This is a genomic window from Pseudomonas sp. TE50-2, assembly GCF_040813665.1.
Classification (GTDB): Bacteria; Pseudomonadota; Gammaproteobacteria; order Pseudomonadales; family Pseudomonadaceae; genus Aquipseudomonas; species Aquipseudomonas soli.
The window spans coordinates 2886887-2900507 of the sequence record NZ_JBFNXN010000001.1; the positions used below are offsets into that span (position 1 = coordinate 2886887).

General features: G+C 64.8%; 14 protein-coding genes. 11 read left to right on the forward strand and 3 right to left on the reverse strand.

The window, feature by feature from the left end; all coding sequences use genetic code 11:
* Positions 1-66 precede the first annotated feature (66 nt).
* From AAHK21_RS13100 to AAHK21_RS13120, 5 genes are all read left to right on the forward strand, one after another.
* Positions 67-942 carry a LysR family transcriptional regulator gene (locus AAHK21_RS13100; RefSeq protein WP_038707061.1) on the forward strand — a complete coding sequence of 292 codons (876 nt, stop codon included), beginning with the start codon at positions 67-69 and terminating at the stop codon, positions 940-942.
* 239 nt (positions 943-1181) lie between these two features.
* Positions 1182-1445 (forward strand): DNA-directed RNA polymerase subunit omega, encoded by a 264-nt coding sequence (rpoZ, locus tag AAHK21_RS13105; protein ID WP_008091595.1) that lies wholly within the window; start codon positions 1182-1184, stop codon positions 1443-1445.
* A 59-nt stretch (positions 1446-1504) separates the two neighbouring features.
* On the forward strand, positions 1505-3613 hold the full coding sequence (spoT, locus tag AAHK21_RS13110) for a bifunctional GTP diphosphokinase/guanosine-3',5'-bis pyrophosphate 3'-pyrophosphohydrolase (protein ID WP_046857592.1): 2109 nt from the start codon (positions 1505-1507) through the stop codon (positions 3611-3613).
* Between the two features lie 23 nt (positions 3614-3636).
* Entirely contained in the window at positions 3637-4017 is a 381-nt protein-coding gene (locus AAHK21_RS13115; RefSeq protein WP_028689951.1) for a RidA family protein, read from the forward strand.
* Between the two features lie 54 nt (positions 4018-4071).
* Entirely contained in the window at positions 4072-4797 is a 726-nt protein-coding gene (locus AAHK21_RS13120) for a hypothetical protein (RefSeq protein WP_046857593.1), read from the forward strand.
* A gap of 46 nt (positions 4798-4843) precedes the next feature.
* On the opposite strand, the gene AAHK21_RS13125 is transcribed toward AAHK21_RS13120, so the two are convergent.
* Positions 4844-5701 carry an SDR family oxidoreductase gene (locus AAHK21_RS13125; protein ID WP_367857457.1) on the reverse strand — a complete coding sequence of 286 codons (858 nt, stop codon included), beginning with the start codon at positions 5699-5701 and terminating at the stop codon, positions 4844-4846.
* A 191-nt stretch (positions 5702-5892) separates the two neighbouring features.
* Here AAHK21_RS13125 and exbB point away from each other — a divergent pair, with 191 nt between their 5' ends.
* From exbB to AAHK21_RS13155, 6 genes are all read left to right on the forward strand, one after another.
* Complete coding sequence (exbB, locus tag AAHK21_RS13130) at positions 5893-6879, forward strand: tonB-system energizer ExbB (RefSeq protein WP_367857458.1); 987 nt, start codon at positions 5893-5895, stop codon at positions 6877-6879.
* A 3-nt stretch (positions 6880-6882) separates the two neighbouring features.
* Positions 6883-7311 (forward strand): TonB system transport protein ExbD, encoded by a 429-nt coding sequence (exbD, locus tag AAHK21_RS13135; protein WP_023632733.1) that lies wholly within the window; start codon positions 6883-6885, stop codon positions 7309-7311.
* Positions 7308-8042: an energy transducer TonB gene (locus tag AAHK21_RS13140; protein WP_046857596.1), complete on the forward strand. Its 735-nt coding sequence runs from the start codon at positions 7308-7310 to the stop codon at positions 8040-8042. The genes exbD and AAHK21_RS13140 overlap by 4 nt, the downstream gene beginning before the upstream one ends.
* 94 nt (positions 8043-8136) lie before the next feature.
* The gene (locus AAHK21_RS13145; RefSeq protein WP_102684588.1) at positions 8137-9063 is read left to right on the forward strand and encodes a hydrogen peroxide-inducible genes activator; all 927 of its coding nucleotides are present in this window, start codon (positions 8137-8139) and stop codon (positions 9061-9063) included.
* 4 nt (positions 9064-9067) lie between these two features.
* Positions 9068-11146: an ATP-dependent DNA helicase RecG gene (recG, locus tag AAHK21_RS13150; RefSeq protein ID WP_367857459.1), complete on the forward strand. Its 2079-nt coding sequence runs from the start codon at positions 9068-9070 to the stop codon at positions 11144-11146.
* A gap of 78 nt (positions 11147-11224) precedes the next feature.
* Positions 11225-12634, forward strand: a complete 1410-nt coding sequence (locus tag AAHK21_RS13155; protein ID WP_046857599.1) for an aminoacyl-tRNA deacylase and HDOD domain-containing protein — start codon at positions 11225-11227, stop codon at positions 12632-12634.
* 78 nt (positions 12635-12712) lie between these two features.
* Here AAHK21_RS13155 and AAHK21_RS13160 read toward each other — a convergent pair whose 3' ends face one another.
* Together AAHK21_RS13160 and AAHK21_RS13165 are read right to left on the reverse strand one after the other, a co-directional pair.
* Entirely contained in the window at positions 12713-13087 is a 375-nt protein-coding gene (locus AAHK21_RS13160; protein WP_023631265.1) for a hypothetical protein, read from the reverse strand.
* Between the two features lie 133 nt (positions 13088-13220).
* Positions 13221-13517 carry an HU family DNA-binding protein gene (locus tag AAHK21_RS13165; RefSeq protein WP_046857600.1) on the reverse strand — a complete coding sequence of 99 codons (297 nt, stop codon included), beginning with the start codon at positions 13515-13517 and terminating at the stop codon, positions 13221-13223.
* Between the last annotated feature and the right edge of the window lie 104 nt (positions 13518-13621).

The following is a 13621-nucleotide window of genomic DNA, read 5'->3' on the forward strand; positions in this document are numbered from 1 at the left end:
CGGTTCCACTATAAAATGGCCAAAACGCAACAGACATTGGCATTTTGGCAAGCAGAGCGTGCACCGATGCAATATCAGATCAACCATGCGGACCTTTCTCTGGTCCTGGCACTGGAGCGCGGCCGCTCGCTGGCCAAGGCAGCCGAACTGCTCAAGGTCGACGTTTCGACGGTGTTCCGTTCGATCCGCCGACTGGAGTCGGCGCTGGGCACCGCCTTGTTCGTCAAGAGCCGTAAAGGCTACCTGCCCACCGACACCGCCCAGGCCCTGGCCGAACAGGCCGAGCGTGCCGAACAGGCACTGGACGCGGCGCGCATCGCCCTGACCAGCGGCGAACAGGTGGTCAGCGGCACCGTGCGCCTGACCTGCACCGAGGCCGTGCTGCACAGCCTGCTGCTGCCGGCGCTGGCCGAGTTCATGCCCAACTATCCGGCGTTGTCGCTGGAGATGGGTACCTCCAACACCTTCGCCAACCTCAGCCGCCGCGATGCCGACATCGCCCTGCGCCTGACCAACACGCCGCCGGAGCACCTTGTCGGGCGCTGCCTGGGGTCGACCTCCTACGTGGTCTGCGGCCAGCCGGCGCTGCGCGAGCGGCTGCAGGAGGCACCCCTGAGCGTGCCCTGGATCGCCCCCGACGATTCCATGCAGGACCACGCCACCGTGGTCTGGCGCAACCAGCATCATCCTGGCCTGATCCCGCGTTACCAGTGCAGCGGCATGTCGACCATCGCCCAACTGGTGACCACCGGCCTGGGCGTGGCGGCGCTGCCCGACTACATGGTCCACGACCTGCCCGGCGTCGAGGCACTGAGCGGCCCACTGCCCGGCTGCGACACCCAATTGTGGCTGCTGACGCGGCCCGATTGCCGTGCCCTGCGCTCGGTGCAGACGCTGTTCGAGGAGCTGACCCCGCGCCTGCGCGACGCGATGTTGCGTTAACGCGTCAAGGGCGGTTGTTTTCAGGTAACAAGAACCGTTATCGTCCGAATCAGGCAGGACAAGGACTGCTTCGCGGGCAAGTCTCCTTCCACAGGGCCCGCAAAGCGATTCCAACAGCATCGGAGAAAGGCCACCCGACAAAACAGCCCTTCCCTATTGGCTGGTGATTTTTTAAACTATCGAGTCCGCCTGCCCATTCTGGGCTGCACGCCTAACCGCATTTGCTACTGAGGAAGACCATGGCCCGCGTAACTGTTGAAGACTGCCTGGAACACGTGGATAACCGCTTTGAGCTGGTCATGCTCTCGACCAAGCGCGCCCGCCAGCTGGCTACCGGCGGCAAAGAGCCACGCGTTGCGTGGGAAAACGACAAGCCTACCGTCGTCGCCCTGCGTGAAATCGCCGAAGGCATCGTCACGCCAGAGTTCATCGCCGCCGAAGAGATCGTCACCGAGGATCCGGTATTCGCCGCGTTCGAGGACGAGAACAACGAGGCCGTCTGATTGATGCCCAGTCGACACCGTGCGGCGCAAGGCCCTCTTCTACTGCAAGAGGTGAAACCATGCCGGGTATAGAAGCCCTCGCCGAACGGCTGTCGACCTATCTGGGCCCCGAACAGGTCAACCTGGTTCGCCGGGCCTACTTCTACGCCGAACAGGCCCACGATGGCCAGCGCCGCCGCAGCGGCGAGCCCTACGTGACCCATCCGCTGGCGGTGGCCAGCATCCTTGCCGACATGCACATGGACCATCAGAGCCTGATGGCGGCCATGCTGCACGACGTGATCGAAGACACCGGCATCGCCAAGGAAGCCTTGAGCCAGCAATTCGGCGAGACCGTCGCCGAGCTGGTCGACGGGGTCAGCAAGCTGACCCAGATGAACTTCGAGACCAAGGCCGAGGCGCAGGCCGAGAACTTCCAGAAGATGGCCATGGCCATGGCCCGCGATATCCGCGTGATCCTGGTCAAGCTGGCCGACCGCCTGCACAACATGCGCACCCTGGAAGTGCTCTCCGGCGAAAAACGCCGGCGCATCGCCAAGGAAACCCTGGAGATCTACGCCCCCATCGCCAATCGCCTGGGCATGCACACCGTGCGCGTGGAATTCGAGGACCTCGGCTTCAAAGCCATGCACCCGATGCGTTCGTCGCTGATCCACCGGGCGGTGAAGGCCGCGCGCGGCAATCGCAAGGAGATCGTCGCCAAGATCGAGACCTCGCTGGCCAACTGCCTGGCCGCCGACGGCATCGAGGGCGAGGTCAGCGGCCGGCAGAAACACCTCTATGGCATCTACAAGAAGATGCGCGGCAAGCGCCGCGCCTTCACCGAGATCATGGACGTGTACGCCTTCCGCATCATCGTCGACAAGGTCGACACCTGCTACCGCGTGCTCGGTGCCGTGCACAACCTGTACAAGCCACTGCCGGGCCGCTTCAAGGACTACATCGCGATCCCCAAGGCCAACGGCTACCAGTCGTTGCACACCACGCTGTTCGGCATGCACGGCGTGCCCATCGAAATCCAGATCCGCACCCGCGAAATGGAAGAGATGGCCAACAACGGCATCGCCGCGCACTGGCTGTACAAGTCCAACGAGGAAGAGCAGCCAAAAGGCAGCCATGCCCGCGCCCGCCAATGGGTCAAGGGCATCCTCGAGCTGCAGCAGCGCGCCGGCAACTCGCTGGAATTCATCGAGAGCGTGAAGATCGACCTGTTCCCGGACGAGGTCTACGTCTTCACCCCGAAAGGCCGGATCATGGAGCTGCCCAAGGGCTCCACCGCCGTCGACTTCGCCTACGCGGTGCACACCGACGTCGGCAACAGCTGCATCGCCTGCCGCATCAACCGCCGCCTGGCACCGCTGTCCGAGCCGCTGCAAAGCGGCTCCACCGTCGAGATCGTCAGCGCACCGGGGGCCCGGCCGAACCCGGCCTGGCTCAATTTCGTGGTCACCGGCAAGGCGCGCACGCATATCCGCCACGCCCTCAAGCAGCAGCGCCGCTCCGAGTCCATCAGCCTTGGCGAGCGCCTGCTGAACAAGGTGCTGACCGGCTTCGACAGCAGCCTTGAGAAGATCCCGCAGGAGCGCATCCAGGCGATCCTCACCGAGTACCGCCTGGAGCTGGTCGAAGACCTGCTCGAAGACATCGGCCTGGGCAACCGCATGGCCTACGTGGTCGCCCGCCGCCTGCTGTCTGCCGAAGGCGAACAGCTACCGGCCCCGGAAGGCCCGCTGGCGATCCGCGGCACCGAGGGCCTGGTGCTCAGCTACGCCAAGTGCTGCACGCCGATCCCGGGCGATCCGATCGTCGGCCACCTGTCGGCGGGCAAAGGCATGGTCGTGCACCTGGAAGACTGCCGCAACATCAGTGAAGTCCGGCATAACCCAGAGAAGTGCCTGCAGCTCTCCTGGGCCAAGGACATCACCGGCGAGTTCAACGTCGAGCTGCGCGTCGAGCTGGAGCACCAGCGCGGCCTGATCGCCCTGCTGGCGAGCAGCGTCAACGCCGCCGACGGCAACATCGAGAAAATCAGCATGGACGAACGCGACGGCCGTATCAGCGTGGTCCAACTGGTGGTCAGCGTGCACGACCGCGTGCACCTGGCCCGTGTGATCAAGAAGCTGCGCACCTTGACCGGCGTGGTCCGCATCACCCGGATGCGTGCGTAGTCCGCCAACCGCAAGGAGTCATCATGAGCAAGACCGTCATCACCAGCGACAAGGCCCCAGCCGCCATCGGCACTTACTCGCAAGCGATCAAGGCCGGCAACACCGTGTACATGTCGGGGCAGATCCCGCTCGACCCGAAAACCATGGAACTGGTCGAGGGCTTCGAAGCCCAGACCGTCCAGGTGTTCGAGAACCTGAAGTCGGTGGCCGAAGCCGCTGGCGGTTCGTTCAAGGACATCGTCAAGCTGAACATCTTCCTCACCGACCTGAGCCACTTCGCCAAGGTCAACGAGATCATGGGCCGCTACTTCGAGCAGCCCTACCCGGCCCGCGCCGCCATCGGCGTGGCCGCCCTGCCCAAGGGCGCGCAGGTCGAGATGGACGCCATCCTGGTTCTCGAGTAATACCCCGGTGACGGGCCAAGGCCCGTCACCCCCTCCTGCCTCAAGGTTTTCACCATGCGCCACGCATTGCCTCTCACGCTGGCAGCCCTGCTCCTGGGCGGCTGCGCCAGCCACAAGCCTGAAGATTTCAACGGCACCTGGATCAACCAGGCCGCCATCGACGCCGCCAGCGAAGGCACAAGCCTGCGCCAGGCCCTGGACGCGAAGGGTCCGGTGTTCGAGTGGAAGATCGACGTCAAGAACCAGCAGGCCAGCTTCAGCAATGGCTTCGAGGCCGCCGACGGGCGCCTGAGCGCCAACGAGAAGGACTGGCAGGTCAACTTCGAAGGCGACCTGACCGAACAGCTCAAGCTCGATGGCGACGAACTGGTGACTATCGACCCCTCCGGCCATCAGCAGACGTTCGTGCGCAGCAAGGCGCCAGAAGGCGCTGCGCTGGGCGGCAGTTTCGAGAAGGCGCTGTACCAGCAATACCTGGGCGGTGACTGGAAGATCGTCGAGGGTCAGGGCAAGGGCGGGTTAGTGCGCTTCAGCGATACCGGCAATGTCACCGGCCTGCCCGGCCCGGACCGCTTTGCCCTGTGCCTGGCGGGTGACTGCGCGACCATGGGCGATGGCAACGACAGCCTGTGGCTGGAGCGCAACCAGCGTGGCGCGCCGTGGATCTTCAAGCGCGACGGCGACACCCTGGAGATCTTCCAGGCGGTGAACCGCGCCCAGCCGGATGAAATGCCGCAACTGACTGCCGGCGCCCGGCAGTGGGTGCTGGAAAAGGATTAGCCATCATCGCGGCGGCCCGCCTGGCGCCGCGATAAGGCCGGATCTCTCAACCACGCCCTTGCAGAATGGCCGCATAGCCTTCTTTATAGCTCGGATACTGCGGCGCCCAGCCCAGTGCCCGAGCCCGCGCATTGCTGCAGCGCTTGCTGCCGGTACGCCGCACCCGCTGCTCGTCCGACCACTCGGTGACCCCCAGGTACTCGCGCAGCCAGCCCACCACCTCGGCCAGCGGCGCCGGATCGTCATCGACACCGATGTAGCAATCGTCCAACGCCACACCCCGGGCATCGGCCTGCAGCAGGTGCGCCAGCAAACCAGCGGCATCCTCGGCGTGAATGCGGTTGCCGTACAACGGCGGCTCCTCGGCCACTCGGTAGCCTTGACGTACCTGGCTCAGCAGCCACTCACGTCCCGGCCCATAGATCCCGGTCAGGCGCACTATGCTGGCGGGAATGCCACTGCCCAGCGCCAGGCGCTCCGCTTCGAGCATCACCTTGCCCGAATACCCCTCGGGTGCGGTGGCTGCGCTCTCGTCGATCCACTCACCATCCTGTTGTGCATAGACACTGCTGCTGGAAACGAACAGCAGGCGACGCGGCCGCTGGCCATTGGTTTTCAACCAATCGAGCACATGGCGCAAACCGTCGACATAGGCGGCCTGGTAGCCCGCTTCGTCATGCTGGCTGGCCGCCACGCAGTACACCAGGTAGTCCGGCGCGCGCGCGGGCCACGCTTCCGGCAGCTGCGGGTTCGACAGGTCGGCGGCAACGGGCCGCACCCCTTCGGGCAGGTCCCGCACCGACCGGCGCAGGCCATCGACCTGCCACCCATGGGCGAGCAACTGGCGGGCCAGACGGCCTCCCACATCACCGCAGCCGACGATCAACGCACTCAGGTCCGACATCATGAAACTCCAAATCCAAAGGTTCACGCTAACCGGATTTAGCGATCAGCGGCTAGACAAAGGTTAAAAAAAGCGCTCTCCATTCTTTTGTTAACAAGAATTACTTGCAATAATGGCGGCCCTGTCTGTTCTCGGCCTGCTTCGAGGCCTTGAAGAACTCAACCCATTTCTCTTCATCAGGTCCGGCCAGCATGACACGTACTCAACCTTCCGCTTCGCCAACCCCGTCGCGCGCCTGGCGCGCCATTGCCGCGCTGATGTTCAGCCTGGTACTGGCCCCCGTGGCCATGGCCGATGAGCCCGCCGCCACTGCCGCCGCACCGGCAGCCGCCAGCGCCCCGGCCGCGCCAGCCGCCGAAGGCCAGGCACCGGTAGCCGCGCCAACCGACGCGCCTGCCGACGTCAACGCCCCAGTGGATGGCCAGGCACCGGCCGACGAGAACGTGCAGGCGATGGTCGAAGACACCTCGCTGGGCATGGCCCACGACCTGTCCCCATGGGGCATGTACAAGAACGCCGACGTGGTGGTGAAGGCCGTGATGATCGGCCTGGCCATCGCCTCGATCATCACCTGGACCATCTGGATCGCCAAAGGCTTCGAGCTGATGGGCGCCAAGCGCCGCCTGCGTGGCGAGATCGCCGCCCTGAAACGCTCGGTGAGCCTGAAAGAGGCCAGCGAGGTGTCGAACAAGGAAGGCACCCTGGCCCACACCCTGGTGCATGACGCCCTCGAAGAGATGCGCCTGTCGGCCAACGCTCGCGAGAAGGAAGGCATCAAGGAACGCGTCAGCTTCCGCCTCGAGCGTCTGGTGGCCGCCAGCGGTCGCACCATGAGCAGCGGCACCGGCGTGCTGGCCACCATCGGCTCCACCGCCCCGTTCGTCGGTCTGTTCGGTACCGTGTGGGGCATCATGAACAGCTTCATCGGTATCGCCAAGACCCAGACCACCAACCTCGCAGTAGTCGCCCCAGGCATCGCCGAAGCCCTGCTGGCCACCGCCCTGGGCCTGGTTGCCGCGATCCCGGCCGTGGTCATCTACAACGTCTTCGCCCGCTCCATCGCCGGCTACAAGGCACAGGTGTCCGACGCCTCCGCCCAGGTACTGCTGCTGGTCAGCCGTGATCTGGACCACCAGGGTGGCGAACGCGCCGCCCCGCACATGGTGAAAGTGGGGTAAACCATGGGCCTGCATCTCAACGAAGGTGGCGACGACCTCGCCGAGAACCACGAAATCAACGTCACGCCGTTCATCGACGTGATGCTGGTGCTGTTGATCATCTTCATGGTCGCGGCACCCTTGGCCACGGTCGACATCAAGGTCGACCTGCCCGCCTCGACCGCCAAGCCGGCGCCGAGGCCCGAGAAGCCGGTGTTCGTCAGCGTCAAGGCCGACAAGAAGCTCTACCTCGGCGACGACGAGGTGGCCCAGCGCGACCAGCTTGGCGCCATGCTCGACGCCAAGACCAAGGGCGACAAGGAAACCACCATCTTCTTCCAGGCTGACAAGGGCGTCGACTACGGCGACCTGATGGAAGTGATGAACACCATGCGCGCCGCCGGCTACCTCAAGGTCGGCCTGGTCGGACTCGAGACGGCAGCCAAGAAATGACGAAAACGCGCTCAAACATGGCGCGCTACGGTGGCAGCCTGGCGATCGTGCTGGGTGTGCACGCGGTCGCCGTGCTGCTGACGCTCAACTGGTCGGTGCCCCAGGCCCTCGAGTTGCCGCCGGCAGCGATGATGGTCGAGCTGGCACCGCTGCCAGAGCCCGCGCCACCGCCACCGCCCAAGGCCGCCCCGAAACCGCCGACGCCGATCGAGGAGCCGCCGTTGCCCAAGCTGGCAGAGGCGCCGAAGCCGAAGATCGCCATCCCCAAGCCACCCAAGCCCAAGGCCAAGCCACAGCCGCCCAAGCCTGAGAAAAAACTGGAGCCGCCGAAGGACGAACCGCCGGCCAAGGACGATGTGGCGGATACACCGCCCAGCAACACGCCACCGCAGAAGTCGGCGGCGCCGCAGCCAAGCATCGCGTCCAACAGCAATGCCCTGCCGAGCTGGCAGAGTGACCTGCTGCGCCACCTGGCCAAGTACAAGAAGTACCCCGAGGACGCTCGCCGCCGTGGGTTGCAGGGCATCAACCGCCTTCGCTTCGTGGTCGACGCCGAAGGCAAGGTGGTGTCGTACACGCTGGCCGGTGGTTCGGGTAGCGCGGCGCTGGACCGGGCCACGCTGGAGATGATCCGCCGTGCCGGCACGGTACCCAAGCCTCCGGCGGAGTTGCTGAACAATGGCACGATCGAAGTGGTTGCGCCGTTCGTCTACTCGCTGGACCGACGCTGACGTTTTTGTTTCTGTCACAAAACGGCAAGTCTGATAACGTGCGTCTATCGATTGCAGCCGCTATGCTGGGGCCGCAACTTCATGGACGCACGTTATGACCCTCACCGAACTTCGCTACATCGTCACCCTCGCGCAAGAGCAGCACTTCGGCCACGCGGCCGAGCGTTGCCACGTCAGCCAGCCGACCCTTTCGGTGGGCGTGAAGAAGCTCGAGGACGAACTCGGCGTGCTGATCTTCGAGCGCAGCAAGAGCGCGGTGCGCCTCACGCCAGTCGGCGAGAGCATCGTCGCCCAGGCGCAGAAGGTGCTGGAACAGGCCCAGGGCATCCGCGAACTGGCCCAGGCCGGCAAGAACCAGCTGACTGCCCCGCTCAAGGTCGGCGCCATCTACACCGTCGGCCCCTATCTCTTCCCGCACCTGATCCCGCAACTGCACCGCGTGGCGCCGCAGATGCCGCTGTACATCGAAGAGAACTTCACCCACGTGCTGCGCGAGAAGCTGCGCAATGGCGAACTGGACGCGGTGATCATCGCCCTGCCGTTCAACGAGGCCGACGTGCTGACCCTGCCGTTGTACGACGAACCGTTCTGTGCGCTGATGCCGGCCGACCACCCGTGGACCGCCAAGGACACCATCGACACCGCCATGCTCAACGACAAGAGCCTGCTGCTGCTGGGCGAGGGGCATTGTTTCCGCGACCAGGTGCTGGAAGCCTGCCCTACCTTGAACAAGGGCGGCGAGGCCTCCAAGCACACCACGGTCGAGTCCAGCTCGCTGGAAACCATCCGCCACATGGTCGCTTCCGGCCTGGGCGTCTCGATCCTGCCGCTGTCGGCGGTGCACAGCCATCATTACGCGCCGGGCGTCATCGAAGTTCGCCCGCTGACCGCGCCCGCGCCGTTCCGCACCGTGGCCATCGCCTGGCGCGCCAGCTTCCCGCGGCCGAAGGCCATCGAGATCCTCGCCGACTCGATCCGTCTCTGCTCGGTGGCCAAGCCACCCGTGGAACAACCGGCCTGAGCCCATGACCGAGCTGTCGAACGTCCCGGTCACCACGCTCAAGGGTGTTGGTGAAGCCATGGCAGAAAAACTCGCCAAGGTCGGCCTGGAGAACCTGCAGGACATGCTGTTCCACCTGCCGTTGCGCTACCAGGACCGCACCCGTGTGGTGCCCATCGGCCAGCTGCGTCCCGGCCAGGACGCGGTGATCGAAGGTGTGGTCAGCGGCGCTGACGTGACCATGGGCAAGCGGCGCAGTCTCGTGGTGCGCCTGGGCGATGGCAGCGGCACGCTGAGCCTGCGCTTCTACCATTTCAGCAATGCGCAGAAGGAAGGCCTCAAGCGTGGTACCCACCTGCGTTGCTATGGCGAAGCGCGCCCCGGCGCCTCGGGGCTGGAGATCTACCACCCGGAATACCGGGCGCTGAACGGCGACGAAGCACCGCCGCCGGTCGAACAGACGCTGACGCCGATCTACCCGACCACCGAAGGCCTCACCCAGCAACGCCTGCGCCTGCTGTGCCAGCAGAGCCTGGGTCTGCTCGGCCCGCGCAGCCTGCCGGACTGGCTGCCCGACCAACTGGCCCGCGACTACCAGCTGGCGCCATTGAGCGATGCCATCCGCTACCTGCACAACCCGCCGGCCGATGCCGATCTGGACGAGCTTGCCGAGGGCCATCACTGGGCCCAGCACCGTCTGGCCTTCGAGGAATTGCTGACCCATCAGCTCTCCCAGCAGCGCCTGCGGGAAAGCCAGCGCAGCCTGCGTGCGCCGGTACTGCCCAAGGCCACCCGCCTGCCAGCGCAATACCTGGCCAACCTCGGCTTCAACCCAACCGGGGCCCAGCAGCGCGTCGGCAACGAGATCGCCTACGACCTCAGCCAACCCGAACCAATGATGCGCCTGGTACAGGGTGACGTGGGCGCCGGCAAGACCGTGGTCGCTGCCCTGGCGGCGCTGCAGGCCCTGGAGGCCGGTTACCAGGTGGCGCTGATGGCCCCCACCGAGATCCTCGCCGAGCAGCATTTCATCACCTTCAAACGCTGGCTCGAGCCGCTGGGTATCGAAGTCGCCTGGCTGGCCGGCAAGCTCAAGGGCAAGGCCCGCGCCAGCGCCCTGGAGCAGATCGCCAATGGCGCGCCGATGGTGGTCGGTACCCATGCGCTGTTCCAGGACGAGGTACAGTTCAAGCACCTGGCCCTGGCGATCATCGACGAACAACATCGTTTCGGCGTGCAGCAGCGCCTGGCCCTGCGCAAGAAAGGCGTCATGGGCCAGCTGTGCCCGCACCAGTTGATCATGACCGCCACCCCGATCCCACGCACCCTGGCCATGAGCGCCTACGCCGACCTGGACACCTCGGTCCTCGACGAATTGCCGCCCGGTCGTACACCGGTGAACACCGTGCTGGTCGCCGACAGCCGTCGTTTCGAGGTGGTCGAGCGGGTCCGCGCCGCCTGTGCCGAAGGTCGTCAGGCCTACTGGGTGTGCACCTTGATCGAGGAATCCGAGGAGCTGACGTGCCAGGCCGCCGAGAGCACCTTCGAAGAGCTGGGCAGCGCCCTGGGCGAGCTGCGCGTGGGGCTGATCCACGGGCGCATGAAGCCTGCGGAAAAAGCGGCGGTGATGGCTGAGTTCAAGGCCGGCGAGCTGCAGCTGCTGGTCGCCACCACGGTGATCGAGGTCGGCGTCGACGTACCCAATGCCAGCCTGATGATCATCGAAAACCCCGAGCGCCTGGGCCTGGCCCAGCTGCACCAGTTGCGCGGCCGGGTCGGCAGGGGCAGCGCGGCAAGCCATTGTGTGCTGCTCTACCACCCGCCACTGTCGCAGATCGGCCGCGAACGCCTGGGTATCATGCGCGAAACCAACGATGGTTTCGTCATAGCAGAGAAAGACCTGGAGTTGCGTGGCCCCGGCGAGATGCTCGGGACCCGCCAGACCGGCCTGCTACAGTTCAAGGTCGCCGACCTGATGCGCGATGCCGACCTGTTGCCGGCCGTGCGCGATGCCGCCCAGGCCCTGCTGGCACGCTGGCCCGACCACGTCAGCCCGCTACTCGACCGCTGGTTGCGCCACGGCCAACAATATGGCCAGGTGTGACGCCCGTCCCATAATGGATCCAGCTTGGCGGCCAGGCTGGTTATACTTCGCGTTTACAGAAATGATTGGATACAGGCCATGACTGAAGTTGCCCTGGATACCGCAACCCTACACGCACCGTCTGTCATCCGGCTGTTGCTCGAAAAGCTCGGCGTCAGCTTCCGCGAGGTGCCCGAGCACCCGGGGCTGCCGGCCAACTCGCGCGTACAGGCCGTGCTGCTCGATGACGAGATCGGTGCCTTGATGGTGCTGTTCCCGCAAAGCCAGTTGCTGGACCTCAAGCGCCTCGAGGAACTGACCGGACGCAAGCTCAAGGCCGTGCCGCTGGAGCGCTTGAAGCAGATGCTCGACAAGCATCACCTCAAGGCCCTGCCCGCCATTCCCGCGCTGACCAGCTCGCCGTGCCAGTACGAAAAGAGCCTGCTCGACAACGAAACCCTGCTGATCCAGTCCGGTGAAGCCGGGCTGCTCCTGGAAATCGGCCGGACGGCTTTCAAGAAGATGCTGATCAAGGCCAGCGCCAGCACCTTCGGCCAGCCGATCAACGATATTCGCCTCAGTTTCGATCAGTTGGACGGCCCTCCCAAGGAAGTCATCCGCGCAGTCCAGGCCTTCACCGCCCGGCGCATCCAGCAACGCCTGGAGCAGACCATCGAGATTCCGCCGCTGGCCGACACCGCGCAGAAGATCATCAAGCTGCGTGTCGACCCCAATGCCAGCATCGACGACATCACCGGCGTGGTCGAAACCGACCCGGCCCTGGCTGCGCAGGTCGTCAGCTGGGCGGCATCGCCCTACTACGCGTCACCCGGCAAGATCCGCTCGGTGGAAGACGCCATCGTGCGGGTACTGGGCTTCGACCTGGTGATCAACCTGGCCTTGGGCCTGGCCCTGGGCAAAACCCTGAGCCTGCCCAAGGACCACCCGCAGCAGGCCACGCCGTATTGGCAGCAGTCGATCTATACCGCTGCCGTGATCGAGGGCCTGACCCGTGCCATGCCGCGCGCCGAACGCCCGGAAGCAGGCCTTACCTACCTGGCCGGGCTGCTGCACAACTTCGGCTACCTGCTGCTGGCCCACGTCTTCCCCCCGCATTTCTCGCTGATCTGCCGTCATCTGGAGGTCAACCCGCACCTGTGCCACAGCTATGTGGAGCAGCACTTGCTGGGGATCAGCCGTGAACAGATCGGTGCCTGGCTGATGAAGCTGTGGGACATGCCCGATGAACTGTCCACAGCCCTACGCTTCCAGCACGATCCGGCGTACGACGGCGATTATGCGGCGTTCCCCAACCTGGTGTGCCTGGCGACGCGCCTGCTGCGCGCCCGGGGGATCGGCTCGGGGCCGAAGGACGAGATCCCGGATGCCCTGCTCGAGCGCCTGGGGCTGACCCGGGACAAGGCCGAAGAGGTGGTGAACAAGGTGCTGGAGGCCGAGGCATTGCTACGCGAGCTGGCGTCGCAGTTCCACGCGCCGCATTCGCATTAAGGCCGCCCCGTAGGAGCGGCTTCACCCGCGAAGCGGGTGCCAGAAACCGCGGTGCCTGCATCGCGGCTAAAGCCGCTCCTACACTTTCTTCTTCGGTTTCAGGTACTTCATCAAGCCCTGGAACCAGATCACCAGCGCCGGATTGCCCTTGATCTGGATGTTCTTCTCCTGAATCCCCTGCATGAACGCCAGCTGCTTGTTACCGGCCTGCAGCGTGGCAAAGCCATACGCGGCATCCTTGAAGGCAATGGCGAACGCCGGCTGCGGGTGCAGGCCGCCCTTGCTGCTGATGCGCAGGTCCTTGACGATGAAGTGCCGGGCAACCTTGCCGTCGAGCGTCTGCATCTGGAAGACCAGGTCCTTGTCCTGCAGCTGCTGCTGGAACGCCGGGTTGTTGCGGCTGGCCTTGGCCATCAGCAAGCCCATGGCCCAGAGAAGAAAACGAAACTTCATCAACGCGCCTCGATTGAAAAATGACTGAGTCGCGCAGTTTATCCGTTTATCGCCCTGTTTATGCAAGTTCGCCGCATTTGCTTACCAGAAACACAACGGGCGCCTCAAGGCGCCCGTCTCGATGGCTTGTCGATCACTTTTTCTTGGCAGGCTTGGCCGGTGCGTTGACGCTGTCACGCAGGCCCTTGCCCGGCTTGAAGGCGACAGTGTTGCTGGCCTTGATCTTGACCGGCTCGCCAGTTTGCGGGTTCTTGCCGGTGCGAGCGCCGCGGTGGCGTTTTTCGAAGGTGCCGAAGCCGACCAGGGTGACGGTGTCCTTGTCGAGTGCGCCGGTGATGCTGTCGAGAATCGCGTTGAGGACCTGGTTGGCCTTTTCCTTGGTCAGATCGGCCTTTTCGGCGATGACGGCGGCGAGTTCTGGTTTACGCATAGTGAAGCCTCTTTGACGGGATTTCTTGTTGTTATGCCGTGCTGCCGAAGGGAGCAGCGTTCAAGGCACCGCAGGCTCTAGGCTGCGGCAGACGCCAGTGAGGA

Coding starts and splice junctions, on each gene's coding strand:
- AAHK21_RS13140 (WP_046857596.1), top strand. CDS start 7,308: ATGACGAAAACGCGCTCAAACATGGCGCGCTACGGTGGCAGCCTGGCG.
- recG (WP_367857459.1), top strand. CDS start 9,068: ATGACCGAGCTGTCGAACGTCCCGGTCACCACGCTCAAGGGTGTTGGT.
- spoT (WP_046857592.1), top strand. CDS start 1,505: ATGCCGGGTATAGAAGCCCTCGCCGAACGGCTGTCGACCTATCTGGGC.
- exbD (WP_023632733.1), top strand. CDS start 6,883: ATGGGCCTGCATCTCAACGAAGGTGGCGACGACCTCGCCGAGAACCAC.
- AAHK21_RS13100 (WP_038707061.1), top strand. CDS start 67: ATGCAATATCAGATCAACCATGCGGACCTTTCTCTGGTCCTGGCACTG.
- AAHK21_RS13155 (WP_046857599.1), top strand. CDS start 11,225: ATGACTGAAGTTGCCCTGGATACCGCAACCCTACACGCACCGTCTGTC.
- AAHK21_RS13160 (WP_023631265.1), bottom strand. CDS start 13,087: ATGAAGTTTCGTTTTCTTCTCTGGGCCATGGGCTTGCTGATGGCCAAG.
- AAHK21_RS13120 (WP_046857593.1), top strand. CDS start 4,072: ATGCGCCACGCATTGCCTCTCACGCTGGCAGCCCTGCTCCTGGGCGGC.
- rpoZ (WP_008091595.1), top strand. CDS start 1,182: ATGGCCCGCGTAACTGTTGAAGACTGCCTGGAACACGTGGATAACCGC.
- AAHK21_RS13115 (WP_028689951.1), top strand. CDS start 3,637: ATGAGCAAGACCGTCATCACCAGCGACAAGGCCCCAGCCGCCATCGGC.
- AAHK21_RS13165 (WP_046857600.1), bottom strand. CDS start 13,517: ATGCGTAAACCAGAACTCGCCGCCGTCATCGCCGAAAAGGCCGATCTG.
- AAHK21_RS13145 (WP_102684588.1), top strand. CDS start 8,137: ATGACCCTCACCGAACTTCGCTACATCGTCACCCTCGCGCAAGAGCAG.
- exbB (WP_367857458.1), top strand. CDS start 5,893: ATGACACGTACTCAACCTTCCGCTTCGCCAACCCCGTCGCGCGCCTGG.
- AAHK21_RS13125 (WP_367857457.1), bottom strand. CDS start 5,701: ATGTCGGACCTGAGTGCGTTGATCGTCGGCTGCGGTGATGTGGGAGGC.